Annotated in this window: 21 protein-coding genes and 1 pseudogene; 12 read left to right on the forward strand and 10 right to left on the reverse strand. The window is 72.1% G+C overall.

What is annotated here, in order from left to right:
* The first annotated feature begins 75 nt into the window (after window positions 1-75).
* Entirely contained in the window at window positions 76-1,521 is a 1,446-nt protein-coding gene (locus ACIBTU_RS07130; protein WP_399124917.1) for an amino acid permease, read from the forward strand.
* Window positions 1,522-1,601: 80 nt separating this feature from the next.
* On the opposite strand, the gene ACIBTU_RS07135 is transcribed toward ACIBTU_RS07130, so the two are convergent.
* Window positions 1,602-2,378, reverse strand: coding sequence for an AraC family transcriptional regulator (locus ACIBTU_RS07135; RefSeq protein WP_399124918.1), 777 nt, complete (start codon window positions 2,376-2,378; stop codon window positions 1,602-1,604).
* 63 nt (window positions 2,379-2,441) lie between these two features.
* On the opposite strand from ACIBTU_RS07135, the gene ACIBTU_RS07140 reads away from it, so the two are divergent.
* A complete protein-coding gene (locus ACIBTU_RS07140) occupies window positions 2,442-3,638 on the forward strand; it encodes an MFS transporter (RefSeq protein WP_399125370.1) in 1,197 nt (398 codons plus the stop codon).
* Between the two features lie 152 nt (window positions 3,639-3,790).
* Here ACIBTU_RS07140 and ACIBTU_RS07145 read toward each other — a convergent pair.
* Window positions 3,791-4,252 (reverse strand): annotated as a pseudogene (locus tag ACIBTU_RS07145) (SDR family NAD(P)-dependent oxidoreductase); the annotation flags it as partial.
* Between the two features lie 22 nt (window positions 4,253-4,274).
* Between ACIBTU_RS07145 and ACIBTU_RS07150 the strand changes: the two are divergent.
* Both ACIBTU_RS07150 and ACIBTU_RS07155 read left to right on the forward strand, forming a co-directional pair.
* Window positions 4,275-4,748, forward strand: coding sequence for a TetR family transcriptional regulator (locus tag ACIBTU_RS07150; RefSeq protein WP_399124919.1), 474 nt, complete (start codon window positions 4,275-4,277; stop codon window positions 4,746-4,748).
* Window positions 4,694-4,996 (forward strand): hypothetical protein, encoded by a 303-nt coding sequence (locus ACIBTU_RS07155; protein WP_399124920.1) that lies wholly within the window; start codon window positions 4,694-4,696, stop codon window positions 4,994-4,996. The genes ACIBTU_RS07150 and ACIBTU_RS07155 overlap by 55 nt, the downstream gene beginning before the upstream one ends.
* Window positions 4,997-5,046: 50 nt before the next feature.
* Here the strand turns inward: ACIBTU_RS07155 and ACIBTU_RS07160 are convergent, their stop codons facing one another.
* Window positions 5,047-5,595 (reverse strand): YciI family protein, encoded by a 549-nt coding sequence (locus ACIBTU_RS07160; RefSeq protein WP_399124921.1) that lies wholly within the window; start codon window positions 5,593-5,595, stop codon window positions 5,047-5,049.
* Window positions 5,596-5,657: 62 nt separating this feature from the next.
* The gene (locus ACIBTU_RS07165; protein ID WP_399124923.1) at window positions 5,658-6,494 is read right to left on the reverse strand and encodes a dienelactone hydrolase family protein; all 837 of its coding nucleotides are present in this window, start codon (window positions 6,492-6,494) and stop codon (window positions 5,658-5,660) included.
* 166 nt (window positions 6,495-6,660) lie between these two features.
* Here ACIBTU_RS07165 and ACIBTU_RS07170 point away from each other — a divergent pair, with 166 nt between their 5' ends.
* Entirely contained in the window at window positions 6,661-7,689 is a 1,029-nt protein-coding gene (locus tag ACIBTU_RS07170) for a GlxA family transcriptional regulator (RefSeq protein WP_399124924.1), read from the forward strand.
* 9 nt (window positions 7,690-7,698) lie between these two features.
* Here ACIBTU_RS07170 and ACIBTU_RS07175 read toward each other — a convergent pair whose 3' ends face one another.
* The 4 genes from ACIBTU_RS07175 to ACIBTU_RS07190 all read right to left on the reverse strand — a co-directional run bounded on the left by ACIBTU_RS07175 (window position 7,699) and on the right by ACIBTU_RS07190 (window position 10,663).
* Window positions 7,699-8,403 (reverse strand): hypothetical protein, encoded by a 705-nt coding sequence (locus ACIBTU_RS07175; protein ID WP_399124925.1) that lies wholly within the window; start codon window positions 8,401-8,403, stop codon window positions 7,699-7,701.
* A 159-nt stretch (window positions 8,404-8,562) separates the two neighbouring features.
* The gene (locus ACIBTU_RS07180; RefSeq protein ID WP_399124926.1) at window positions 8,563-9,363 is read right to left on the reverse strand and encodes a GNAT family N-acetyltransferase; all 801 of its coding nucleotides are present in this window, start codon (window positions 9,361-9,363) and stop codon (window positions 8,563-8,565) included.
* A gap of 109 nt (window positions 9,364-9,472) precedes the next feature.
* On the reverse strand, window positions 9,473-10,027 hold the full coding sequence (locus ACIBTU_RS07185; RefSeq protein WP_399124927.1) for a GNAT family N-acetyltransferase: 555 nt from the start codon (window positions 10,025-10,027) through the stop codon (window positions 9,473-9,475).
* 48 nt (window positions 10,028-10,075) lie between these two features.
* Window positions 10,076-10,663 carry a histidine phosphatase family protein gene (locus ACIBTU_RS07190; RefSeq protein ID WP_399124928.1) on the reverse strand — a complete coding sequence of 196 codons (588 nt, stop codon included), beginning with the start codon at window positions 10,661-10,663 and terminating at the stop codon, window positions 10,076-10,078.
* Window positions 10,664-10,837: 174 nt separating this feature from the next.
* Between ACIBTU_RS07190 and ACIBTU_RS07195 the strand changes: the two genes are divergently transcribed.
* From ACIBTU_RS07195 to ACIBTU_RS07215, 5 genes are all read left to right on the forward strand, one after another.
* The gene (locus tag ACIBTU_RS07195) at window positions 10,838-11,344 is read left to right on the forward strand and encodes a hypothetical protein (RefSeq protein ID WP_399124929.1); all 507 of its coding nucleotides are present in this window, start codon (window positions 10,838-10,840) and stop codon (window positions 11,342-11,344) included.
* A gap of 93 nt (window positions 11,345-11,437) precedes the next feature.
* On the forward strand, window positions 11,438-11,893 hold the full coding sequence (locus ACIBTU_RS07200; RefSeq protein WP_399124930.1) for a hypothetical protein: 456 nt from the start codon (window positions 11,438-11,440) through the stop codon (window positions 11,891-11,893).
* Between the two features lie 146 nt (window positions 11,894-12,039).
* Window positions 12,040-13,263 (forward strand): cytochrome P450, encoded by a 1,224-nt coding sequence (locus tag ACIBTU_RS07205; protein ID WP_399124931.1) that lies wholly within the window; start codon window positions 12,040-12,042, stop codon window positions 13,261-13,263.
* 99 nt (window positions 13,264-13,362) lie between these two features.
* Window positions 13,363-13,839, forward strand: a complete 477-nt coding sequence (locus ACIBTU_RS07210) for a GNAT family N-acetyltransferase (protein ID WP_399124932.1) — start codon at window positions 13,363-13,365, stop codon at window positions 13,837-13,839.
* A 382-nt stretch (window positions 13,840-14,221) separates the two neighbouring features.
* On the forward strand, window positions 14,222-15,454 hold the full coding sequence (locus tag ACIBTU_RS07215) for an MFS transporter (RefSeq protein WP_399124933.1): 1,233 nt from the start codon (window positions 14,222-14,224) through the stop codon (window positions 15,452-15,454).
* Here the strand turns inward: ACIBTU_RS07215 and ACIBTU_RS07220 are convergent.
* Window positions 15,434-15,988, reverse strand: coding sequence for a GNAT family N-acetyltransferase (locus tag ACIBTU_RS07220; RefSeq protein ID WP_399124934.1), 555 nt, complete (start codon window positions 15,986-15,988; stop codon window positions 15,434-15,436). The genes ACIBTU_RS07215 and ACIBTU_RS07220 overlap by 21 nt on opposite strands.
* A 171-nt stretch (window positions 15,989-16,159) precedes the next feature.
* Here ACIBTU_RS07220 and ACIBTU_RS07225 point away from each other — a divergent pair, with 171 nt between their 5' ends.
* Together ACIBTU_RS07225 and ACIBTU_RS07230 are read left to right on the forward strand one after the other, a co-directional pair.
* Window positions 16,160-17,107 carry a hypothetical protein gene (locus ACIBTU_RS07225; protein ID WP_399124935.1) on the forward strand — a complete coding sequence of 316 codons (948 nt, stop codon included), beginning with the start codon at window positions 16,160-16,162 and terminating at the stop codon, window positions 17,105-17,107.
* A 54-nt stretch (window positions 17,108-17,161) separates the two neighbouring features.
* Window positions 17,162-17,743, forward strand: a complete 582-nt coding sequence (locus tag ACIBTU_RS07230; RefSeq protein ID WP_399124936.1) for a hypothetical protein — start codon at window positions 17,162-17,164, stop codon at window positions 17,741-17,743.
* Between the two features lie 25 nt (window positions 17,744-17,768).
* Here the strand turns inward: ACIBTU_RS07230 and ACIBTU_RS07235 are convergent, their stop codons facing one another.
* The gene (locus tag ACIBTU_RS07235) at window positions 17,769-18,536 is read right to left on the reverse strand and encodes a class I SAM-dependent methyltransferase (RefSeq protein ID WP_399124937.1); all 768 of its coding nucleotides are present in this window, start codon (window positions 18,534-18,536) and stop codon (window positions 17,769-17,771) included.
* Between the last annotated feature and the right edge of the window lie 7 nt (window positions 18,537-18,543).

The raw sequence follows: 18,543 nt of genomic DNA on the forward strand, positions 1-18,543 counted from the left end.
GCCGCAGGCATCTCAACCCCCCACATGTTCCTCCGGCACGTCCTCCGGCCCCCACCCCCAGAGGGAGACATTCGTTTGCGTACCGAAAAAGCCGGCCTGAGCCGCGGGCTCAACTCACGGCACATCCGCTTCATCGCCCTCGGCTCGGCGATCGGCACCGGTCTGTTCTACGGATCGTCGGCATCGATCGAGACCGGTGGCCCCGCAGTCCTGCTCGCCTACCTGATCGGCGGCGCGGCCGTCTTCCTCGTGCTCAGGTCGCTCGGCGAGATGGCGGTGGCCAACCCCAGCGCCGGCTCCTTCGGCGAGTACGCGAACCGCCATCTCGGCCCGCTCGCCGGCTTCCTCACCGGCTGGACGTACGCCTTCGAGATGGTCATCGTGGCCGTGGCCGACGTGACCGCCATCGGTGTGTACATGGGCTTCTGGTTCCCCGACGTGCCCCGCTGGATCTGGGTGCTGGCCGCCGTCCTCATCGTCGGCGCGCTGAACCTCGTCAGCGTCAAGGTCTTCGGCGAGCTGGAGTTCTGGCTCTCCCTCGTGAAGATCGTGGCCATCGTCTCCATGATCGTCGTCGGCATCGTGGTCATCGCCTTCAGCCTCGGCACCGGCCACGTCCACGTCGGCATCGACAACCTCTGGAACAACGGCGGGTTCTTCGCCGGCGGCATCGACGGCTGGGTCCTCTCCTTCGCCATCGTCATGTTCGCCTTCGGCGGCACCGAGATCATCGGTGTCACGGCCGGTGAGGCGGAGTCCCCGGAGAAGACGATCCCGGGCGCGGTGAACTCCATCCCGCTGCGCATCATCCTGTTCTACGTCCTGACCCTCGCCGTGATCATGTCGATCACCCCGTGGCAGCAGATCAGCGACTCCGGCAGCCCGTTCGTGCAGATCTTCGCCGGCGTCGGCCTCAAGTCGGCGGCCGCGGTCCTGAACGTCGTGGTCCTCACCGCCGCGCTGTCCGCCATCAACAGCGACATCTTCGCCGCGGGCCGCACCATGTTCGGCCTCGCCGAGCGCGGCCAGGGCCCCGCCGTCATGCGCCGCACGACCCGCAACGGCGTGCCGTGGGTGACCACGCTCGTCATGATCGGCGCCCTGCTCTTCGGCGTCGTGATGAACGCGGTCGTCCCTGGCGAGATCTTCCTGATCATCGCCTCCATCGCCACGTTCGCGACGGTCTTCGTCTGGGTGATGATCATGCTCACCCACGTCAAGGCCCGCCGCGCGATGTCCCCGGAGGAGACCGCCGCCCTCAAGTTCCCCGCCCCGTTCTGGCCCTACGGCCAGATCATCACCCTGGTCTTCATGACGGCGGTGCTGGTCCTCCTCGGGTTCGCGGAGGACACCCGCGTGGCGCTCGAGGTCGGCGTGGTCTGGCTGGCCCTGCTCACCGTGGTCTTCTTCCTGGCCGTCCGCCGCAAGGGCGGCACCGACCCGCAGTCGGTGCCGGCCGCGCAGGACGACACCACCGCCGTGAACACGGCGAAGGAGGAGCGGGCCGAGGTCTCCGGCTGAGCCCTTCCGACCCCGTGCAGCGGGCACCCTCCACCGAGGAGGGTGCCCGCTCGCGTGTGTACCGGCCCGTGCGCCGGGGCTCAGGACTCCCTGCGGGAGCCTGGCGTGTGCCCGAACGTCCGGCGGAACACGGCGATGAACGTGCTCGCCGACGACCAGCCGCACCGGTGTGCGACCCCCGTGACGGACAGGCCGTCCGCGAGGAGCACCAGCGCGTGGTGCAGCCGGATCTGGGTGCGCCACTGAGGGAAGGTCAGTCCGAGATCGGCGCGGAGCAGGCGCGAGAGCGTCCGCGCACTCGCCCCGACGTGATGCCCGAGCTCCTCCAGCGAGCGAGCCTCGGCCGGGTCCGCGCGCAGGATCGCGTACACCTCGCACAGCAGCGGAGCGGTCGGCGCGGGCAGATGCAGCGGCCGCTCGGGCGCGACCTTCAACTCGTCGAGCAGGACAGCCCGCAGACGCGCGCGCCGCTCACTGTCGTCCTCGGGATCGCGGGTGTACGCGACGATCAGCTCCCGCAGCAGCGGGCTGACGTCGAGCACCGTCGGCTCGGTCAGCGCGAGCGGGTTCTGCGCTGCGGGCAGTCCCACGAGGTGCAGTTCGAGCTCGCCGTGCGCCTGGTGCCGGTGCACCGTCCCGGCCGGGATCCAGATGGCGCGGGTCGCGGGCGTCACCCACGAACCGGCGTCCGTCGTCACGGCGATCGTGCCGTGTCCCGCGTAGACGATCTGGTGGTCGTCGTGCCGATGGGCGTCGATCTCCCCGCCCGACGCCAGCCACCGCGTGCTGGTGGGCGCGACGCTCGTGTGCCGGACGGCGGCCGGCACCTCTACGGCTTCGTGGCGGATGTTCTGCATCACCTGTCACTTTATCGAAAGCGCGACACGGAGCTTGCTTCGCAGGATGAGGGCGTGCGAACCGTGCGAAGGAACACCTCGATCCTGCTGCTTTCCGTGGGCCACGCCTGCGTCGACATCTACCAGGGCGCCGTGGCGTCCCTGATCCCGTTCTTCGTGGCCGAACGGGCCTACACCTACGCCGTGGCCTCCGGCCTCGTCCTCGCCGCGTCGCTCCTGTCGTCCGTGGCCCAGCCCGTGTTCGGCATGCTCACCGACCGGTGGGCGATGCCCTGGCTGCTGCCGGCCGGCACGCTCCTCGGCGGCGCCGGGATCGCGCTCAGCGGTGTGACCGGCTCGTACGGGCTCACGCTCGTCTTCGTCGCGGTCTCCGGCATCGGTGTCGCCGCCTACCACCCCGAATCCGCCCGCCTGGCCCGGCTGGCGAGCCGGGGCAGCCACCGCGCCATGAGCTGGTTCTCGCTGGGCGGCAACATCGGCTTCGCCCTCGCACCCGTCATGGTGTCCCTCGTGATCGGCCACGGCTCGCTGCACCGGACCCCGTTCCTGGCCCTGCCCGCGCTCGCCGGCGCGGCCCTCGCCCTCCCCGTACTCCGCCTGCTGGCCCGGCGTCAGGCCGGCACGGCCGCGGCCGTGCCGGCACCGGACCGCCCGGACGACGTGCCGTCCTTCCTGAAGCTCTCGCTGGCCGTCGTCTTCCGCTCCGTCGTCTTCACCGGCCTGAGCACCTTCGTCGCCCTGTACACCCAGCAGCGCATGCACGGCAGTTCGGCCGCGGGCACCGTCGCGCTGTTCCTCCTGTTCGCGGGCGGTGCCGTCGGCTCGCTCCTGGGCGGCTCCCTGGCCCACCGCCACGACCGCGTCCGCGTCTGCCGCTGGTCCTACCTGCTCACCGTCGGCGCCGTGGCCGGTCTCCTCTACGTGCCGGGACCCGCCCTGTACGTGTTCGTGGCCCTGACCTCCGCCGGGCTCTACGTCCCCTTCTCGCTCCAGGTCACCCTGGGCCAGGACTACCTGCCCTCCCGCGTCGGCACGGCCAGCGGCGTCACGCTCGGACTCACCGTCAGCATCGGCGGCCTGATCAGCCCGCTGCTCGGCCGCCTCGCCGACACCTTCACCCTGCAGACCGCTCTGACCCCGCTCCTCGCCATGCCCGCCCTGAGCTGGCTCTTCTTCCGCACTCTGCCCGAGCCCGCGACCCCGCGAGCCGCGGCTCCTGACGGCCCGTCGCCCGCGGCTGCGCGCACCGTGCCGGCCTGAGCCATGCGGAGTCAGGCGGAGGATCTCCCTCCTGTTGTGGCGGTCGAGAGGGGTGTGGTGCAGTGGACGGACGGCGGGGGAGTGCGGGGCACGGAGGGGATTCCGCACTCCACCCCCCACCCGCACGCGCGCGGGGCACGGATGACCGCGCGTCAGGGCAGGATCGAGTCCACGTAGCCGCCGTCCACCCGCAGTGCGCCGCCCGTCGTCGCCGAGGCCTGGTCCGAGGCGAGATAGACCACCATGTTCGCGATCTCCTCGGGTTCGATCAGGCGCTGGATCAGCGACTGCGGGCGGTACTCGCGCATGAAGACCCGCTGCGCCTCGTCCCACGGCAGGTCCCGGTCCACGAGCCCGTACACGAAGTCCTCGACCCCGCCCGTGTGCGTCGGCCCGGCGATGACCGAGTTGACGGTCACTCCGGTGCCCGCGGCCTGCTTCGCGAAGCCCCGGGTCACCGCGAGCAGTGCCGTCTTGGACATGCCGTAGTGGATCATCTCGGCGGGGATCACCACGGCGGAGTCGCTCGCGATGTTCTGGATCCGGCCCCAGCCGCGCCCGCTCATCCCGGGCAGGTACTGGCGGACGAGCCGCACGGCGGCCAGGACGGAGATCGCCGACCGGGCAGGTGTGGCGGTGCAGACGATCTACTTCGCCTTCCGGAACAAGCCGTCGCTGCTCAAGGAACTGGTCGACGTGGCGATCGCGGGAGACGACGAGCCCGTACCGACGATGGACCGGCCCTGGTTCGCGGAGGTCCTGGACGCGCCCACCGCCGAGTCCGCACTGGCCGCACTGACCGCAGGCACCCGCAGAACACTCGAACGCGTCGCGGCCCTCACCGAGATGGCCCGCGCGGCGGCAGCGACCAACCCGGAGATCCGGGAGTTCTGGCCGGATCAGGCGGACCCGCGGTACTCGGTGATCTCGACAGCGGCGATGTCCCTGACCGAGAAGCCGGGCGCCCGCACCGCCGTCCCCGTAGAGGAAGCGGCGGACATCATCTACGCCGTCCTCAGCCCGGAGCTCTACCTGGTCCTCACCCGCGACCGCGCATGGCCATCTGGGCCTGGATCAGCGCGCCCGAACGCGCCCCGTACGTCCGGCTGATCTTCGAGGTGCACGCCGATGGCCTCGCCCACCCTGAGAACCACCCGGACCGGGCCGAGGCGATCACGAATTGGTTCGACACCCTCGGCGCCACGTTCCGCGACATCGCCGGCACTCCCGACGACACCGTCACTTCCACGCTGGTCATGGCCGTCCTCCGCGGCCTCCTGTTCGACCTGACGACCACCGGCGACCGCGCCCGCACCGACCGTGCCCTGGACCGCTTCTGCGAGCTCCTCCGGCGCTGAACGCCACGAACCAGTGAACGACGGCCATCGGCCGGCCGGGGGAGGAGAGCTCAGCGGCGTCCGCCGCACTCCCACGGATGCACCTCCACCTGCGCCCAGGGGCCCGCGCCCAGCACACCCCGGGCGGTCTCCGTGTCCGGGGCCCGCACCAGCGCGGCCGTCCCCAGCCAGGTCTCCCCGTCGTCGGACAGGAGCGGGCCGAACGCCAGCAGCTCCTCGCGCTCGGCGGGCACCGCGTACCGGGCGCCCGCCTCCGGGCCGAGCCCGAGCACCAGATACCGGTCCTCGCCGGTGAGCCCGCCCGCGAAGTCCCACATGGTGCGCCCCAGCTCGTTCCGCCACCGGCGCACCATCACGTCCCGGTACGCCCCGGCCTGGTAGCAGGGCTCCTCGCACGCGAAGGCCCAGGCCGCGGCCGGATCCGGCAGCTCGACGATGTGCACGCTCCCCGCGAGCGTCTCGCCGTCCGCCGCGAACGCCGGGCCGCGCGCGATCAGTTCGGCCTCGAACCCGTCCATGTACGACCAGTGGTCCTCCAGCAGCGCCTCACGCAGCGCGAGCGAGTCGACCCGGTCCCGGTGATAGACAAAGAACTCCATGTCAGCAGAGCCTTCCCTACCGGGCCACGGTCCTCAACCGCCTTAGGTCCCGGCGGGGCCCGCTACACTCCGTCGGCCTCCGTCGTCACCCCGAGCCGCTCGCCCAGGAAGGCGATGATCTCGTCCCGGGCCCGCCGCGTGGGATGTCCCTCCTCGTCGACGAGGTGCGCGGTGACGACGCTGTGCGCGCAGCCGACGACGTCCCGGAAGAACGGCGGCGGGGCCGGATTCGCGTCCTTGTCGTCGAGCACCCGCCCGTCGAACGCGTCGCCGAGGAGCGCGCGGTACGCCGCGAACCGCTGACCCGTGCACCAGGTGTCGTTCTCGAAGCGGTAGGCGAGCACCTTCAGCCGGTCCCGCCCGATCCGTTCGGCCACCGCCGCCGCGTCCCGTGCGCTCAGCTCCAGGCCGCCCGGGTCGTCGAGGGGCAGCGAGGGATGGTTGACGACCGGTGCGACGACCACGGGTTCCAGGGCCATCGTCAGGGCGAAGTTCCCGGTGAAGCACAGGCCGATCGCCCCGACCCCCGGCCCGCCCCGCTCGGCGTGCGCCTGCCGTGCCAGCCCCCGCAGCCAGCCGGTCACCGGACTGGTCCCGCCCCCGGCGAACGCCCGGAACTCGGCGCTGACACAGGCCCGCCGCACGACGGTCTCGCGGGCCTCCGCCAGCGGATACGCGCCGTCGACGCCGAAGAGCGACGGCAGGTACACCGAGAACCCGGCCTCCCGCAGCCACCGCGCGAAGCGCGCCACGTCGGGACTGATGCCCGGCATCTCCGGCATCAGCACGACGGCCGGACCCGCCCCGGTCACGTACACGGTCTTCTCCACGCCGTCCACGCCGACGACCCGCTTCTCGAAGTCGTCCAGGGGGTCGCGCAGCGCTCGTCCGTCTGTCATGTGTCCGTCTGTCATGTGTCGGTCTGTCATGCGGCTGATCGTGCGGGGCCGCAGCCGCTCCCGGGAAGCGGCGACATCGCCATCCAACCGGCTAATATCGCCAGCCGTTCCCCTCGGTCCCGCCCTGCCCAAGTCCCTGTCCGAACGGTCCGATCCGGAGGCACCCGTGAACCCCAGCCCGCTCCGCGTCGGCCTGCTCGCCTACCCGGGCTGTTTCGCGTCCGAGGTGTACGGCGTCCCCGACCTGCTGACCATGGCCGGCCATGTCGCGGCGGCGGCACGTGAGTCGGCGCCACCCGCGTACGAGGTGTCGGTCCTCTCGCCGAGGCGCCGGGTCCGCGCCTCAGGCGGCTGGTCCCTCGACGTCACCGCGATGCGCCCGGTCGACGTCCTCGTCGTCCCCGGCTTCGAACTGTCGCCCGCCCTCGACCTCGACGCGACCCTCGCCGACCTGGCCCCGGAGGCGGACGTCCTGCGCGCGCACGCCGCCGAAGGCACGGCGCTCGTGTCCGTGTGCGTCGGGGCCTTCCTCCTCGCCGAGGCCGGACTGCTCGCGGGCAGGGAGGCCACCACCTCGTGGCTGTTCGCGGACCGCTTCGCGCGCCGCCACCCCGACACCGACCTGCGCCCCGAACGGCTCGTCGTGACCGACCGGGGCGTCACGACCACCGCCGCCTTCAGCGCCATGTACGACTTCGCGCTGCAGTTCATCCGCGAACACGACGGCCCCGCCGTCGCGCGCAGCACCGCCCGCATCGCCCTCGTCGACGACGCCCGCTCCACCCAGGCCCCGTACGTCGACACCGCCCTCGTCCCCACCCCCGGCCGGACGTTCTCCCTCGGCGTCAAACGCTGGCTCGACCAGCACCTCGACGCCCGCTACGACCTGCCCGCGCTCGCCCGCACCTTTCACGTCAGCACACGGACGCTGCTCCGCCGCTTCGGCGACGAGACGGGGCACACCCCGCTCGCCCATCTGCAGGCGGCCCGTGTCCGCCGGGCCGGACACCTGCTGGAGACGACCGACAGGACGGTCGCCCGGATCGCCGCCGACGTCGGCTACCGCGACGTCGGCGCCTTCAGCGCTCTCTTCGTCCGGCACACGGGACAGCGGCCGGGGGAGTACCGCGCCCGATTCCGCCGCGGCACCGGAACCGACCGCCCTGTCCGCCCTGTCCCGCGCGTCCGTTCCTGAGCCCGCCCGTCAGGCGACGCCCCGCGCGACCAGCGTGTACATCACGGAACGCTGCTGCTTGTGCCGTTGGATACGTCCCTTGGCCACGAGTGCCTCCAACGTGTTCCGCACGACCTGCGGCGTCGGGGTCCGGTCAGGGTGCTTCTCCAGCAACTCCTCACGGAGCTCCTTCGCGAGACGCGGCTCCTCGTACCGCCCGAGCAGCTCCGCGAGGAGGTCACCGAGCAGAGGCTTGGCGCTCGGCTGCGCCCCGGAGCCCGCCGTGACCGACTTCGCGGACTTGACTGACTTGGCGGACTTGGCAGCCTTCGTGGTCTTGGCGGTGTGGGCGGACTTCGTGCCCTTGGCCGCCTTGTCGGCCGTGGTGGCGGCCTTCCGGGGAGACGGCAACGCGGCGGACTTCCTCGCGGGCTTCGCAGCCGGTTTCGCAGCCGGTTTCGGAGTCGGCTTCGAGGTGGTGGGCGTCGGAGCGGTGTGCGCGTCGGGAGGGGTGTCCGTGTCCTCCTGTGCCTGCTCCACCGGCCCGGACGACGCCGGCACCGGGTCCTCGAACCGCTCGGTGAGGCTCAGGATGTCGGTGAGGAGAGCCTCCTCCTGCCTCAACATCTTGATCTTGTCGGTGAGTTCCTGCTGCTGGCGCCGGTTCTCCGCCAGGTCCGACGCGGCTTGCTCGACGTACCGGGACCGGAGTGTCTCGGCTGCTGTACTGGCCATTTCCGGCTCGCTCTCCGTTGTGCTGACGGATGGCACGCATCGTACAACCGGGATGTATGCCGCATCCCCCGAACGAAGAGTTGCGTACGGCCCGATGCGCGGGACCGTGCGGGGCGTCGCACACGTGTCCCGTCACCGGCCGACCCGACCTCGACCGGATCAGCTCTTGAGCGCGTAGAAGCGCATCGGCGAGTTCGGCTCGAAACCGATGCGGGGATACATCGGGGCGCCCGCCACCGTCGCGTGCAGCGTCGCCCGCGTCAGGCCCGTGAGCCGCGCGCCCTCGTGCAGTGCCTTGCGGGTGACCGCCTCGCCGTAGCCACGGCGCTCCCAGGCCGGTTCCGTGGCGACCAGGACGACGAACAGCCGGCCCGCCGCCTCGACCGACGCGGCACACGTCACCGGCTCACCGTCGCGGAGCCCCAGATACGCGTACACCTCGTCGTGCCACAGCCGGGACCCCGCGAGCCCGTCCCGGCCGTCCTCCAGCGCAAACCCGTACGCCCGCGAGTTGATGTCCGCGAACGCCCGCAGATGCTCCTCGGTCGACACCCGTACGAACGTGAGGTCAGGGTGGACCGGATCGGGGACCGGCAGGAAGCTGCCGGCCATGCCCGTGCCGGGGAAGGCGTGCTCCAGGCTCATCTGGGCGGCCGCCGCGTCGAGTTCGGCCCGGGCGTCGTCCTGGAGGAGGTCGTCGAAGACCCACAGGAAGCCAGGGTGCCGCTTCGACCGCATGATGTCGGCAGCCTCCGCGAGCCGCCGCCGCATCAGGCCGGAGTCGAGGCCCGCCTCGGTGAACGTCAGACAGTTCCAGAACGCGAACCGGCAGTCCGCCCAACGCACGGCGATCCCCGGCAGATCGCGCACGTCCGCGCCCGGGTCCCGGTCGAGGACCAGGGCGCGCCAGCCCACCGTCAGCTGTTCCACCGATTCGATCGCGTCCGCGAGCTCGTGCATCAGAACCCCTCAGGTCATCAGAGCAGGGAAGGTCGTCGCCCGCCTCGATGAACGACGCCGACAGTGACAAGGTGCCCCGTTCGGGTTCACTCGATGGGTGGGGGGACGGTCATTCGTCACGAAGGGCCCGTGTCAGGGCCCAGCGTTCGTGGCCGCGCCACTCGCCGTTGATGCGCTGGAACGCGGGCGAGTACCCCTCGCGCCGGAACCCCAGCCGGCGCACCAGATTGAGCGAAGCCTCGTTGTCCGGCTGGATGTTGGCCTCCAGGCGGTGCAACTCCAGACGCTCGAACGCGTACTGGACGACGAGCCGCAGCCCGTCCGTCATGTAGCCCCGGCCCGTCGTCGACGCGTACGCCGTGTACCCGAGGGTCCCGCACTGCAGGCCACCCCGGACGATGTTGTTGATGTTGACGGTGCCGACGATCGCGCCGGTGTCGCGTCGGCAGATCGCGAACCCCTCGCGGGAGGGCTGCGCGATCTGCTCGATGTACGCGGCGAACTCGGCCTCCGTGCGCTCGCCCGCGCCCAGCCAGCGGCGCATCATCGCGGAGCTCTCGCGGGTCAGCGCCGTCAACTCCGCGTGATCCGCGAGGCGAAGGGGCCGCACGGCCACCCGGGGTCCGTGGGCGAGGTAGTGGTCGGCGTGGGGGAGATCAGGCATCCGGTGATCCTAGAGAGCTGCCCCGAGCGGGACCGAACCCCCTCCCGCCTACGGCACGTTCCACGCGGAGATGCACGGCCGGCCGTCCTCGGAGGAGAGGAAGCTGAGGGTGCCGGGGTGCGGGTGGCCGAGGAGCCGGCTCGCGGACGGGTCGAGGCCGAGCCAGCGCACGGTGAGCACGCGCGCGAGATGGCCGTGCGCGACGACCGCGACATCGCCCTCGCTCAGGAGCGGACGGATGCGGTCGAGCACCGCGTCCGTCCGCGCGGCGACCTCGTCGAGGCGCTCGCCGGGGTGTCCGGTGTCGCCGGGGGCGACACCGTCCCGCCACAGGTCCCAGCCCGGCCGCGACGCCCTGATCTGCTCGGCGGTCAGGCCCTCGTAGCCGCCGTAGTCCCACTCCAGCAGGTCGGGGTCGGGCTTCGCGTCCGTCAGGCCGGCCAGCTCGGCCGTCCGCAGGGCGCGGCTCAGCGGGCTGCTGAACACGGCCGCGAGGCGCCGGCCCGCGAGCCTCGGCGCCAGCGACCTGGCTGATTCCTCACCGGCCTTGGTGAGGGGTACGTCGGTCCGGCCGGCGTGCTGCCCCGACAGGCTCCATTCGGTTTGTCCGTGCCGGATCACTATGAGTTCGCCCATGGCCGGGCACGCTAGCTCAGCTCACCGTGCCGGTTCCACGACATTGAATTTTACAAAAGGGGAGTTACTGGAACTTGCCTCCGCTCTTGGACATCTTTGCCAGTGACCGAAAGCCCTGGGCGGATCCGTCGCCCGGGCGAATCACCTGCACGCCGTACGGGGAAGGCACTTCCGATGCACAAGAACCTCCGCGCCCGACTGCTCGTCGCGAGCTCCCTCACCGCGGCCCTGGGCCTGGCCGCGGTCACACCCGCGCTCGCCGGCCCGGCCCCCGCCCCCACCACCCGGCACGCGTCGACGGCCGCGCCGACACCGGTCCAGGGCGACCCGAGGAACGTGACGGACCGCGTGGCCGACTTCTACGGCGCCTACATCGACGCCGTGTGGAGCACCGACGACCCCGCCGCGGGCGCCCAGGCCAAGGCCCTGCGGAAGTTCTACCTCTCGACCGCCGAGCAGAAGAAGGTGGCCGCCTACGAGACCCGCGAGCACGCCGACGGTGTCCTCTTCGCGCAGAACGTGCCGGTAAAGTGGTCGGTCGCGTACACGGGCTCGGGCGCAGGGCACGCCACCGCGCTCGTCACCCTCACCTGGAGCGACGGCAAGCACCCCGAGATCACCAGGATCAAGGTGCAGACGGATCTGCGGACCCGGAAGATCACGGACCTCAAGCCCGCGTAGCGAGACCGAGTGACGGGCCGTCCGGCGACCCGTGGCGGACCGTCCGACAACCCCGTGGCGGGCCCCTGGAGGGCCCGCACTATCTTGGGCCGGATGTACCCACAGCAGCCGCAAGGCGCCCCCGCCCAGGCCCCGCATCCCGCAGCGTCCCCGGCGCCCCGCGGTCGTACGACCGCCCTGCTCGTCCCGTTGCTGGTGGGGCTCGTGCTCGGCGGCGGGGGAGTCGCCGCGGCGTGGGCGCTCACCGGGGACAGCGGCGCCACCGCCGGGGGCACCGCCCCGGCCGACGACGCCCGCGCCGCCTGCCGGGCACTCGACGGCTTCGACGCGAAGAAGTACGGCACCAAGGGCGCGGAGGGCGACATCGCCGTGAACCGCTACAGCGCGGCGGGCACTCTCTCGGCGGCCGCCGCCGCGGGCGACTCCCGGTACCGCCCGCTCGCCGAGGCCGTGCGCCGCGCGCAGAACCGCCAGTCCCGCGTCTTCGAGTTCGACGCGACGGTCAAGAAGGACCTGGAGAAGGCGCGCGGCATCTGCGCGGACCTCTAGGTCCTGTCCGCCGGACCCGTACGCCGTCGCCCGAATGGAGCCGGCGGCGTGCGGACCGTCGGGGCGCCAGGCAGGCTTCCAGGGACCCGGGTGCCGGACGGCGCCGGGCCGGGAACGCCAGCAGCCTGAGAAGGAATGGACGGCCGATGACCCTCGAATCGACCTCTGCACCGTCGTCGCCCGCGATTCGCTTCTGGCCCGTCGAGGACCTGGACCAGCTCACCCCCGACCCCTTCCTCGACGAGGTCCTGCGCGACGAGCCCGTCACCCGCATCCAACTGCCCTACGGCTCCGGCCACGCCTGGCTCGTCACCCGCTACGAGGACGTCCGCTTCGTCACCTCCGACCCGCGCTTCTCGCGGGAACAGGTCGTCGGCCGGCCCGTCACCACGATGGCCCCCACACCCGTCGCGTCGCACACCGCCGGCCTGCAGTACATCGACGCGCCCCGGCACACCCACCTGCGCCGTGTCGTGGCCCGCGCCTTCACCGCCCGCAGCATGGAACGCCTGCGGCCGATGACGGAACGCATCGCGAACCAGCTGCTCGACGCCATGGAGGAGGCGGGACCGCCCGCCGACCTGATGGAGCGGCTGCACACCCCGCTCCCCATCGCCGTCGTGTGCTGGTTCCTGGGCGTCGACGAGGGCGACTGGCGCGCCTGGGCCGGGAACTCCGAGGCCCTGCTGTCCAAGGCGGACGCCAAGGAACGCAACCAGGCGGCACGCACGGCCACCCGCGACCGCGTCGTGGACCTGCTGCGCCGGCGCCGCGACGAACCCCGCGAGGACCTCGCCGGAGTTCTGGCCGAGGCGACCGCCTCGGGCGAGATCACCGACGACGAGGCCGTCTCCCTGGCCATGGCCGTCTACGTCAGCGGCGGTCACGCCGTCCGCAACAACAGCGGTTCGATGATGTACGCCCTGCTCACCCACCCCGCCCAGCTCGAACGCCTGCGCATTGAACCGGAGTTGGTGACCAAGGCGGTGGAGGAGCTCTACCGCTACGTCCCGCACCGCAATGGTGTCGGCATCCCGCGCATCGCCCTGGAGGATGTCGAACTCGGCGGCCACCTCATCAAGGAGGGCGACGTCGTCTACAACGCCTACGTCGCCGCCAACCGCGACCCCGAGGTCTTCCCGTACCCCGACGAGCTGGACTTCGACCGCCCCGGCCCCGGACACCTGGCCTTCGGCAACGGCCCGCACTTCTGCCTCGCCGCGCTGATGGCCCGTATGGAGGCCGACGTCATCATCACGACGCTGCTGCGCCGATTCCCGGACCTGCGCCTGGCCGTCGCGCCCGACGAGGTCGAGTTCCAGCGCGAGGGCCTCATCCGCGGACCACGCACCCTTCCGGTCCGCTGGTGACCGTCTCATCTCGGTGACGGGCCTGGCCGGGGGCCGGTCGATGGTGGGAGCATCCAGATGCTCCCGATCCGATGCTCCCGACCCGGCCAGGAGGCACCGATGGACGTGACGCTGCGCGCCGTGCACGACTCCGATCTGCCCGTCTTCTTCGTGCAGATGAACGACCCCGAGAGCATCCGGCAGGCCGCCTTCACGGCCAAGGACCCGACGGACAGCCCCGCGTTCCACTCCCACTGGGACCGCAACCGCCGGGATCCGTCGGTCGTCATGCGCACCGTCGAGGGCCCCGGCGGCGAGATCCTCGGCCACGTCGCCGTGTTCGGCCCGCAGGAGGACCGCGAGGTCACCTACTGGATCGGCCGGCAGTACTGGGGGAGGGGTATCGCGACCGCCGCCCTGCGCGCCCTGATCGCCCTCGCCCCCGAACGCCCGCTGCACGCCCGCGCGGCCGCCGACAACACCGGCTCCGTCCGGGTCCTGGAGAAGTGCGGCTTCGAACGCACCGGCACCGACCGGGGCTTCGCCCACGGTCGCGGCGAGGACGTCGACGAGATCCTCCTCACCCTGTTCGCCTGACCCGGCGCGCGCTCCGCCTCGAAGTACGCGGCCAGTTCGCCCGGTGAGCGCGCCGTCGCCGCAAAAGCGCGCGGCCCAGAGCCACGAGCGCACCCACGGGCCCCGGCCCGAGTGGCCCAGGCCGGCGGGCCCGGGCGCCCAGGCCGGTGGGCCCGAGCCGTAGCGGGTCCGGAAGACGCCGTTCACCGGACATGCCGGCCGGCTGTCGGCTACGATCCCCGGGTGCTCATCGTGATGTTCATCTGACGGCCCTGAGTTCCTCCCGCTCAGGTTCCGGTCCGCCCAGGGTGCGATTCGCGCTTCCCTCTCGGGCCCCACATCCGTCAGATCCGCCGACCGGCCACGGCACCACCCCCGGTCGCACATCCCTGGAGCCCCTCCCGTGCTCACCGTGCTTCTGCTCCCCGGCGCCCTGCGCGCCTTCCTGCCCGCGCTCCTCGCCCGCTCCGCACTGGCGATGGGCGGCCTCGCCCTCCTCCTCACGGTGCAGGACCGGACGGGCTCGTACGCCCAAGCCGGCCTCGCCACCGCACTGTTCGGAACAGCCAACGTCGTCGCCGCCCCCTGGCGCGCCCGATCCGTCGACCGGTTCGGCCAGCGCGTCGCCCTCACCGCCCTGGCGGCGGGGCACGCCGCGGGCTTCGCCGGACTCGCGCTCCTCACCCACGCCGAGGGCGTCGCGGACACCTGGTACCTCGTCCTCAGCCTCGCGATCGGCCTGACCGCGCCACCGCTGGGAGCGGCGATGCGCAGGATCTGGGCCTCGCTCACCGAGCCCGGGGAGCAGCGCACCAAGGCGTTCAGCATCGACGCGGTGTGCGAGGAGCTTCTCTTCGTGGCGGGACCCGTCGTGATCACGGCTGTCATCACGGCGGCCTCCCCGGCCGCCGGCCTCTGGGTGACCGCCGGCGCGGTCCTGCTCGGCACCACCGCGATGACGTCGAGCCCTTCCTCCAAGGCGCTGGGCGGTTCACGGACCACGGCCCGGCGCGGCGAGCGCCCGCTGCGGCAGCCGGGCTTCGCACGGATCCTGCTCGCGCTCCTCGGGGTGGGCGCCGTCCTCGGTGTCGCCGAGATCGCCGCACCTGCGGTCGCCGCGCGGCACGGCGCGGTCGAGGCCTCGGGCTGGCTCCTCGCGGCGTTCGCGGGCGGCAGCGCGATCGGCGGCCTGGTCTACGGGCAGCTGAAGCTCAAGGCGGGCATCGGTGCGCGGCTGTTCGCGCTGTGCGTGAGCATGGGCGTCGCCGCCGTGATCGTGTCCCGGCTCGACACCCTGGTGCTCTTCGCCGCCGGGCTCGCACTCGTCGGCCTCTTCCTCGCCCCGTCCCTCATCACCGGCTACCTTGTCGCGGACACGGTCGTCGCGGAGTCCAGCCAGACCGAGGCGTCCACCTGGATCAACACCTCGGTGAACCTGGGTGCCTCCTTGGCGTCCGCGGCGGCCGGGATCGTCATCGACCGCTCCGGTGCGGCGCTCGCCCTGCTCCTCGTGGGCGGGCTGGCCGTGGCCCTCGCCACCGTGGTGCCCCGCACACGCGCCCGTACCCACGCGCACACCGCGGAGCCGTCCCCGAGCCCCGCGGCGGAGGCGGACTCAGCCGAACTCAGGCCCTGAGCGGGACGGCCGCACGCCGAACCACTGCTCGGCCCCGTACCCCTCGAACCGCTCGGCCTCGGAGAACCCCAGCATCCGTGCGAGCCGCACCGCCGGCTCGTTGGCGCTCTGTGTGCAGAGCACCACGGGCTCGCCCGGAAGCTCCTGTGCGCACCAGTCGAGCACGGCCGTACAGGCCTCGGCGGCGTACCCGTGGCCCCAGGCCTGCGGCAGGAACAGGTAACCGAGCTCCGGCTCACCGGCCTCGGGGCGCACACGGCCCGGACGCTCGGCCTCGCGCCGGTCGAGCGTGACGATCCCGATCATCGCGTCGTCGAGCTCCACCACGAAGGTGCCGGACCGCCGACCGGGCACCTGCGGCACCGCACGCTCCAGCTCGTCACGCGGTCGGGCGCCACCGACGTACCGGCTCACCTCCGGCGAGGCGAACAGCTCGACGAACGCCGCACGATCGCGGGCCGCGGACGCGCGGAGCACGAGCCTCTCGGTCCTGATCGGGGCGGGCGGCCAGGCAACAGGTCCTAGTCCGGTCATGCCGGGAAACGTAGCGCAGGCCTCAAGGACACAGGAGATGTACGTGAATTGACGCGACGTCATCTCCCGTGACCGTTGCGGTAGTCGGAGTCGGAGTCGCAGCCGGACGAGAGGGAGAACACATGCGGAGCCCCATGAACCTCAGGAGGCACATGCCTATCGTTGCTCCCCATGAACCAAGGAGCGCAGTACCCCGGTGGCGGGCACAACCCGCAGGAGCCGAACCCGTACACCCCTACGGCGCCGAGTTTCCCCCAGCAGTACAACGCGCCCACCCAAGGGGCGATGCCGCCCGCCCCGCCGGCGCCGGGCGGGCCGCCGAAGAAGGGCGGGGGCCGGACCGTGGCCGCGGTGATCGCCGTCCTGGTCGCGCTGGCCGCCGTCACCACGACCGGCATCGTGCTCCTCACGAACGACGACGACAAGAACGACGCCGGCCCCACAGCCCCGTCCGCCTCGGACTCCGCCGACAGCAGTGCCCGGCCCAGCAGCAACCCACGTCGGTCCGAGGGCCCGCAGCCGACCGTCGACGGATGGAAGGTCGTAGCCAACCCCACCACCCACATCGCCTTCGACGTCCCGCCCGAGTGGGGTCTCAAGTCGCCCAGCTGGGTCGCGTACACGGCGGACGAGGACGACACCTCCGACACTCCTCTGGTCGCCTTCCAGGGTCCGGCCTACCTCCAGGAGAAGTGGTGCACGGACGACGTCGACCAGGACGGCACCAAGGAGGACACGGCGCTCGCGGGCGCGGGCAGCCGGCGCAACCAGGACTCCGAGAGCGCCGACCAGGCGGCCCGCCACGACTCCTCCGCCTGGGTCTACGGCCTCTACGCGCAGCCGGACCGGAAGAAGGTGCGGACGAGCCCGGTGGAGTCGTACACCACCGCCTCGGGGATCAGCGGCCGGCTCGCGTCGAGTTGGTCCTCGGGGGCCGACAAGCGCCACAAGTGCGCCACCGACGGCAAGTCCACGACCTTCGCCTTCAAGAACCCCCAGGGCAAGGTCGTGTCCTGGTCCTTCATCGGCGCCCAGAACGTGAAGGACGAGGTCGACGACGCCACGGTGCGGAAGATCCTCCGCACCGTCCGCCTCTACCGGGACGCGCCCGAGTCCTGAGCCGTTGCGGGAGCGGGCTACGGTGCTGGGGTGACGGCTGACCGGGGAGAGCGCATGAGGTTCGCGGAGTACGTGCGGCAGACCGCGGAGGAGGTCGTCGGGACGTTCCCCGCCGATCGCGGCATCTACGCCGTGACCTTCCGGCTGGACAGCATCGACCAGGACCCCCGCCACCCGTACCTGGCCATCGGCTACACCACCGAGGCGGACGCGGCCGAGGCAGCCGGACAGACGCCGGACGCCTGGGAGGCCCGCTGGAGCTACGCCTACTTCCCGCCGACCGGACTCGAGGGCGTCAGGGTCACGGGCCAGGACGGGGACGGCGCACAGGCGTTCCGGCGCGAGGCGATGGCGCAGGGCCTCTGGTACGAGGACGGCGACGAGCCCGGTGAACGCGACGAGGAACTGTGCGAGTGGTTCTACGAGGTGTGCGTGAAGGCCGCCCGGCACCTGCATGACAGCGGCAGGATCGTCGCGGTGCTGGGGCGGCCGCTGCCCGTGCTCCTCTACGACATGTTCGAACCGGACGCGATGTTCGCGCTGACGTCGGCGGCCAACCCGGCCGAGCTGGTACGGGAGTTCATGACCGAGGACCCCGAAGCCGAGGACCCGGGACAGGGGGACGAGGGCGCGTAGAACGCCGGCCGGACCCCGGCGCGGCTCAGCCCGGGCGGTGTGCCGTGTAGACCGTCGCCGTCATCGCGGCCGTCACGGGACCGGTACCGAGCCGCTCCGTCATGTCCCGCGTCACGGAGGCCCGCACGTCCTCCACGTCGGCGCGGTCCGCGAGCGCCGCGCCGACCGGTGTCCCGGTGAGGAACCCGGTGGCCACGGAGGCGGCCGACTCCGCGGCACCGTCCAGCGTCACCTCCACCGCGGAGTCGAGGGCCAGCCCCGCGGCCGCGAGATCCTCGGTCACGACGTGCGGATCGCTGTAGCCGTGCGGGACGTCCGGCAGGAACGTCGGCGCCCCGCCGGGGATCGCCCGCTCCAGCGCGGCCTGGAACGCGGCCCCGAACCCGTGCGACGCCAACGGGCCCCAGCTGTTGAACAGGAAGCGTCCCTCCGGCGCGAGAACCCTGCGCACCTCCGCGTACGCGGCGGGCCGGTCCGGGAAGAACATGGCCCCGAACTGGCACAGGACGAGATCGAAACCGGCGTCCTCGAACGGCAGCTCCTGCGCGTCCGCCTGCCGCCACTCGGCGCCGGGCGCCCGCTCCGAACCGCAGGCGACCATTGCCTCGTTGAGATCGCTCGCCACGACCGACGCGTCCGGCACCGCGGCGAGCACGGCCGAGGTCAGCGCGCCGGTGCCCGCGGCGAGCTCCAGGACCCTGCGCGGACGCAGCGCCGCCGTCCTGGCCGCCAGGTCCGCGGCGAAGGGCCGGAAGAAGACAGGGGCCAGATGACGGTCGTAGGCGTCGGGCATGCCCCGC

Origin of the sequence: Streptomyces sp. NPDC050145, assembly GCF_044460245.1 — a bacterium.
Lineage (GTDB): Bacteria > Actinomycetota > Actinomycetes > Streptomycetales > Streptomycetaceae > Streptomyces.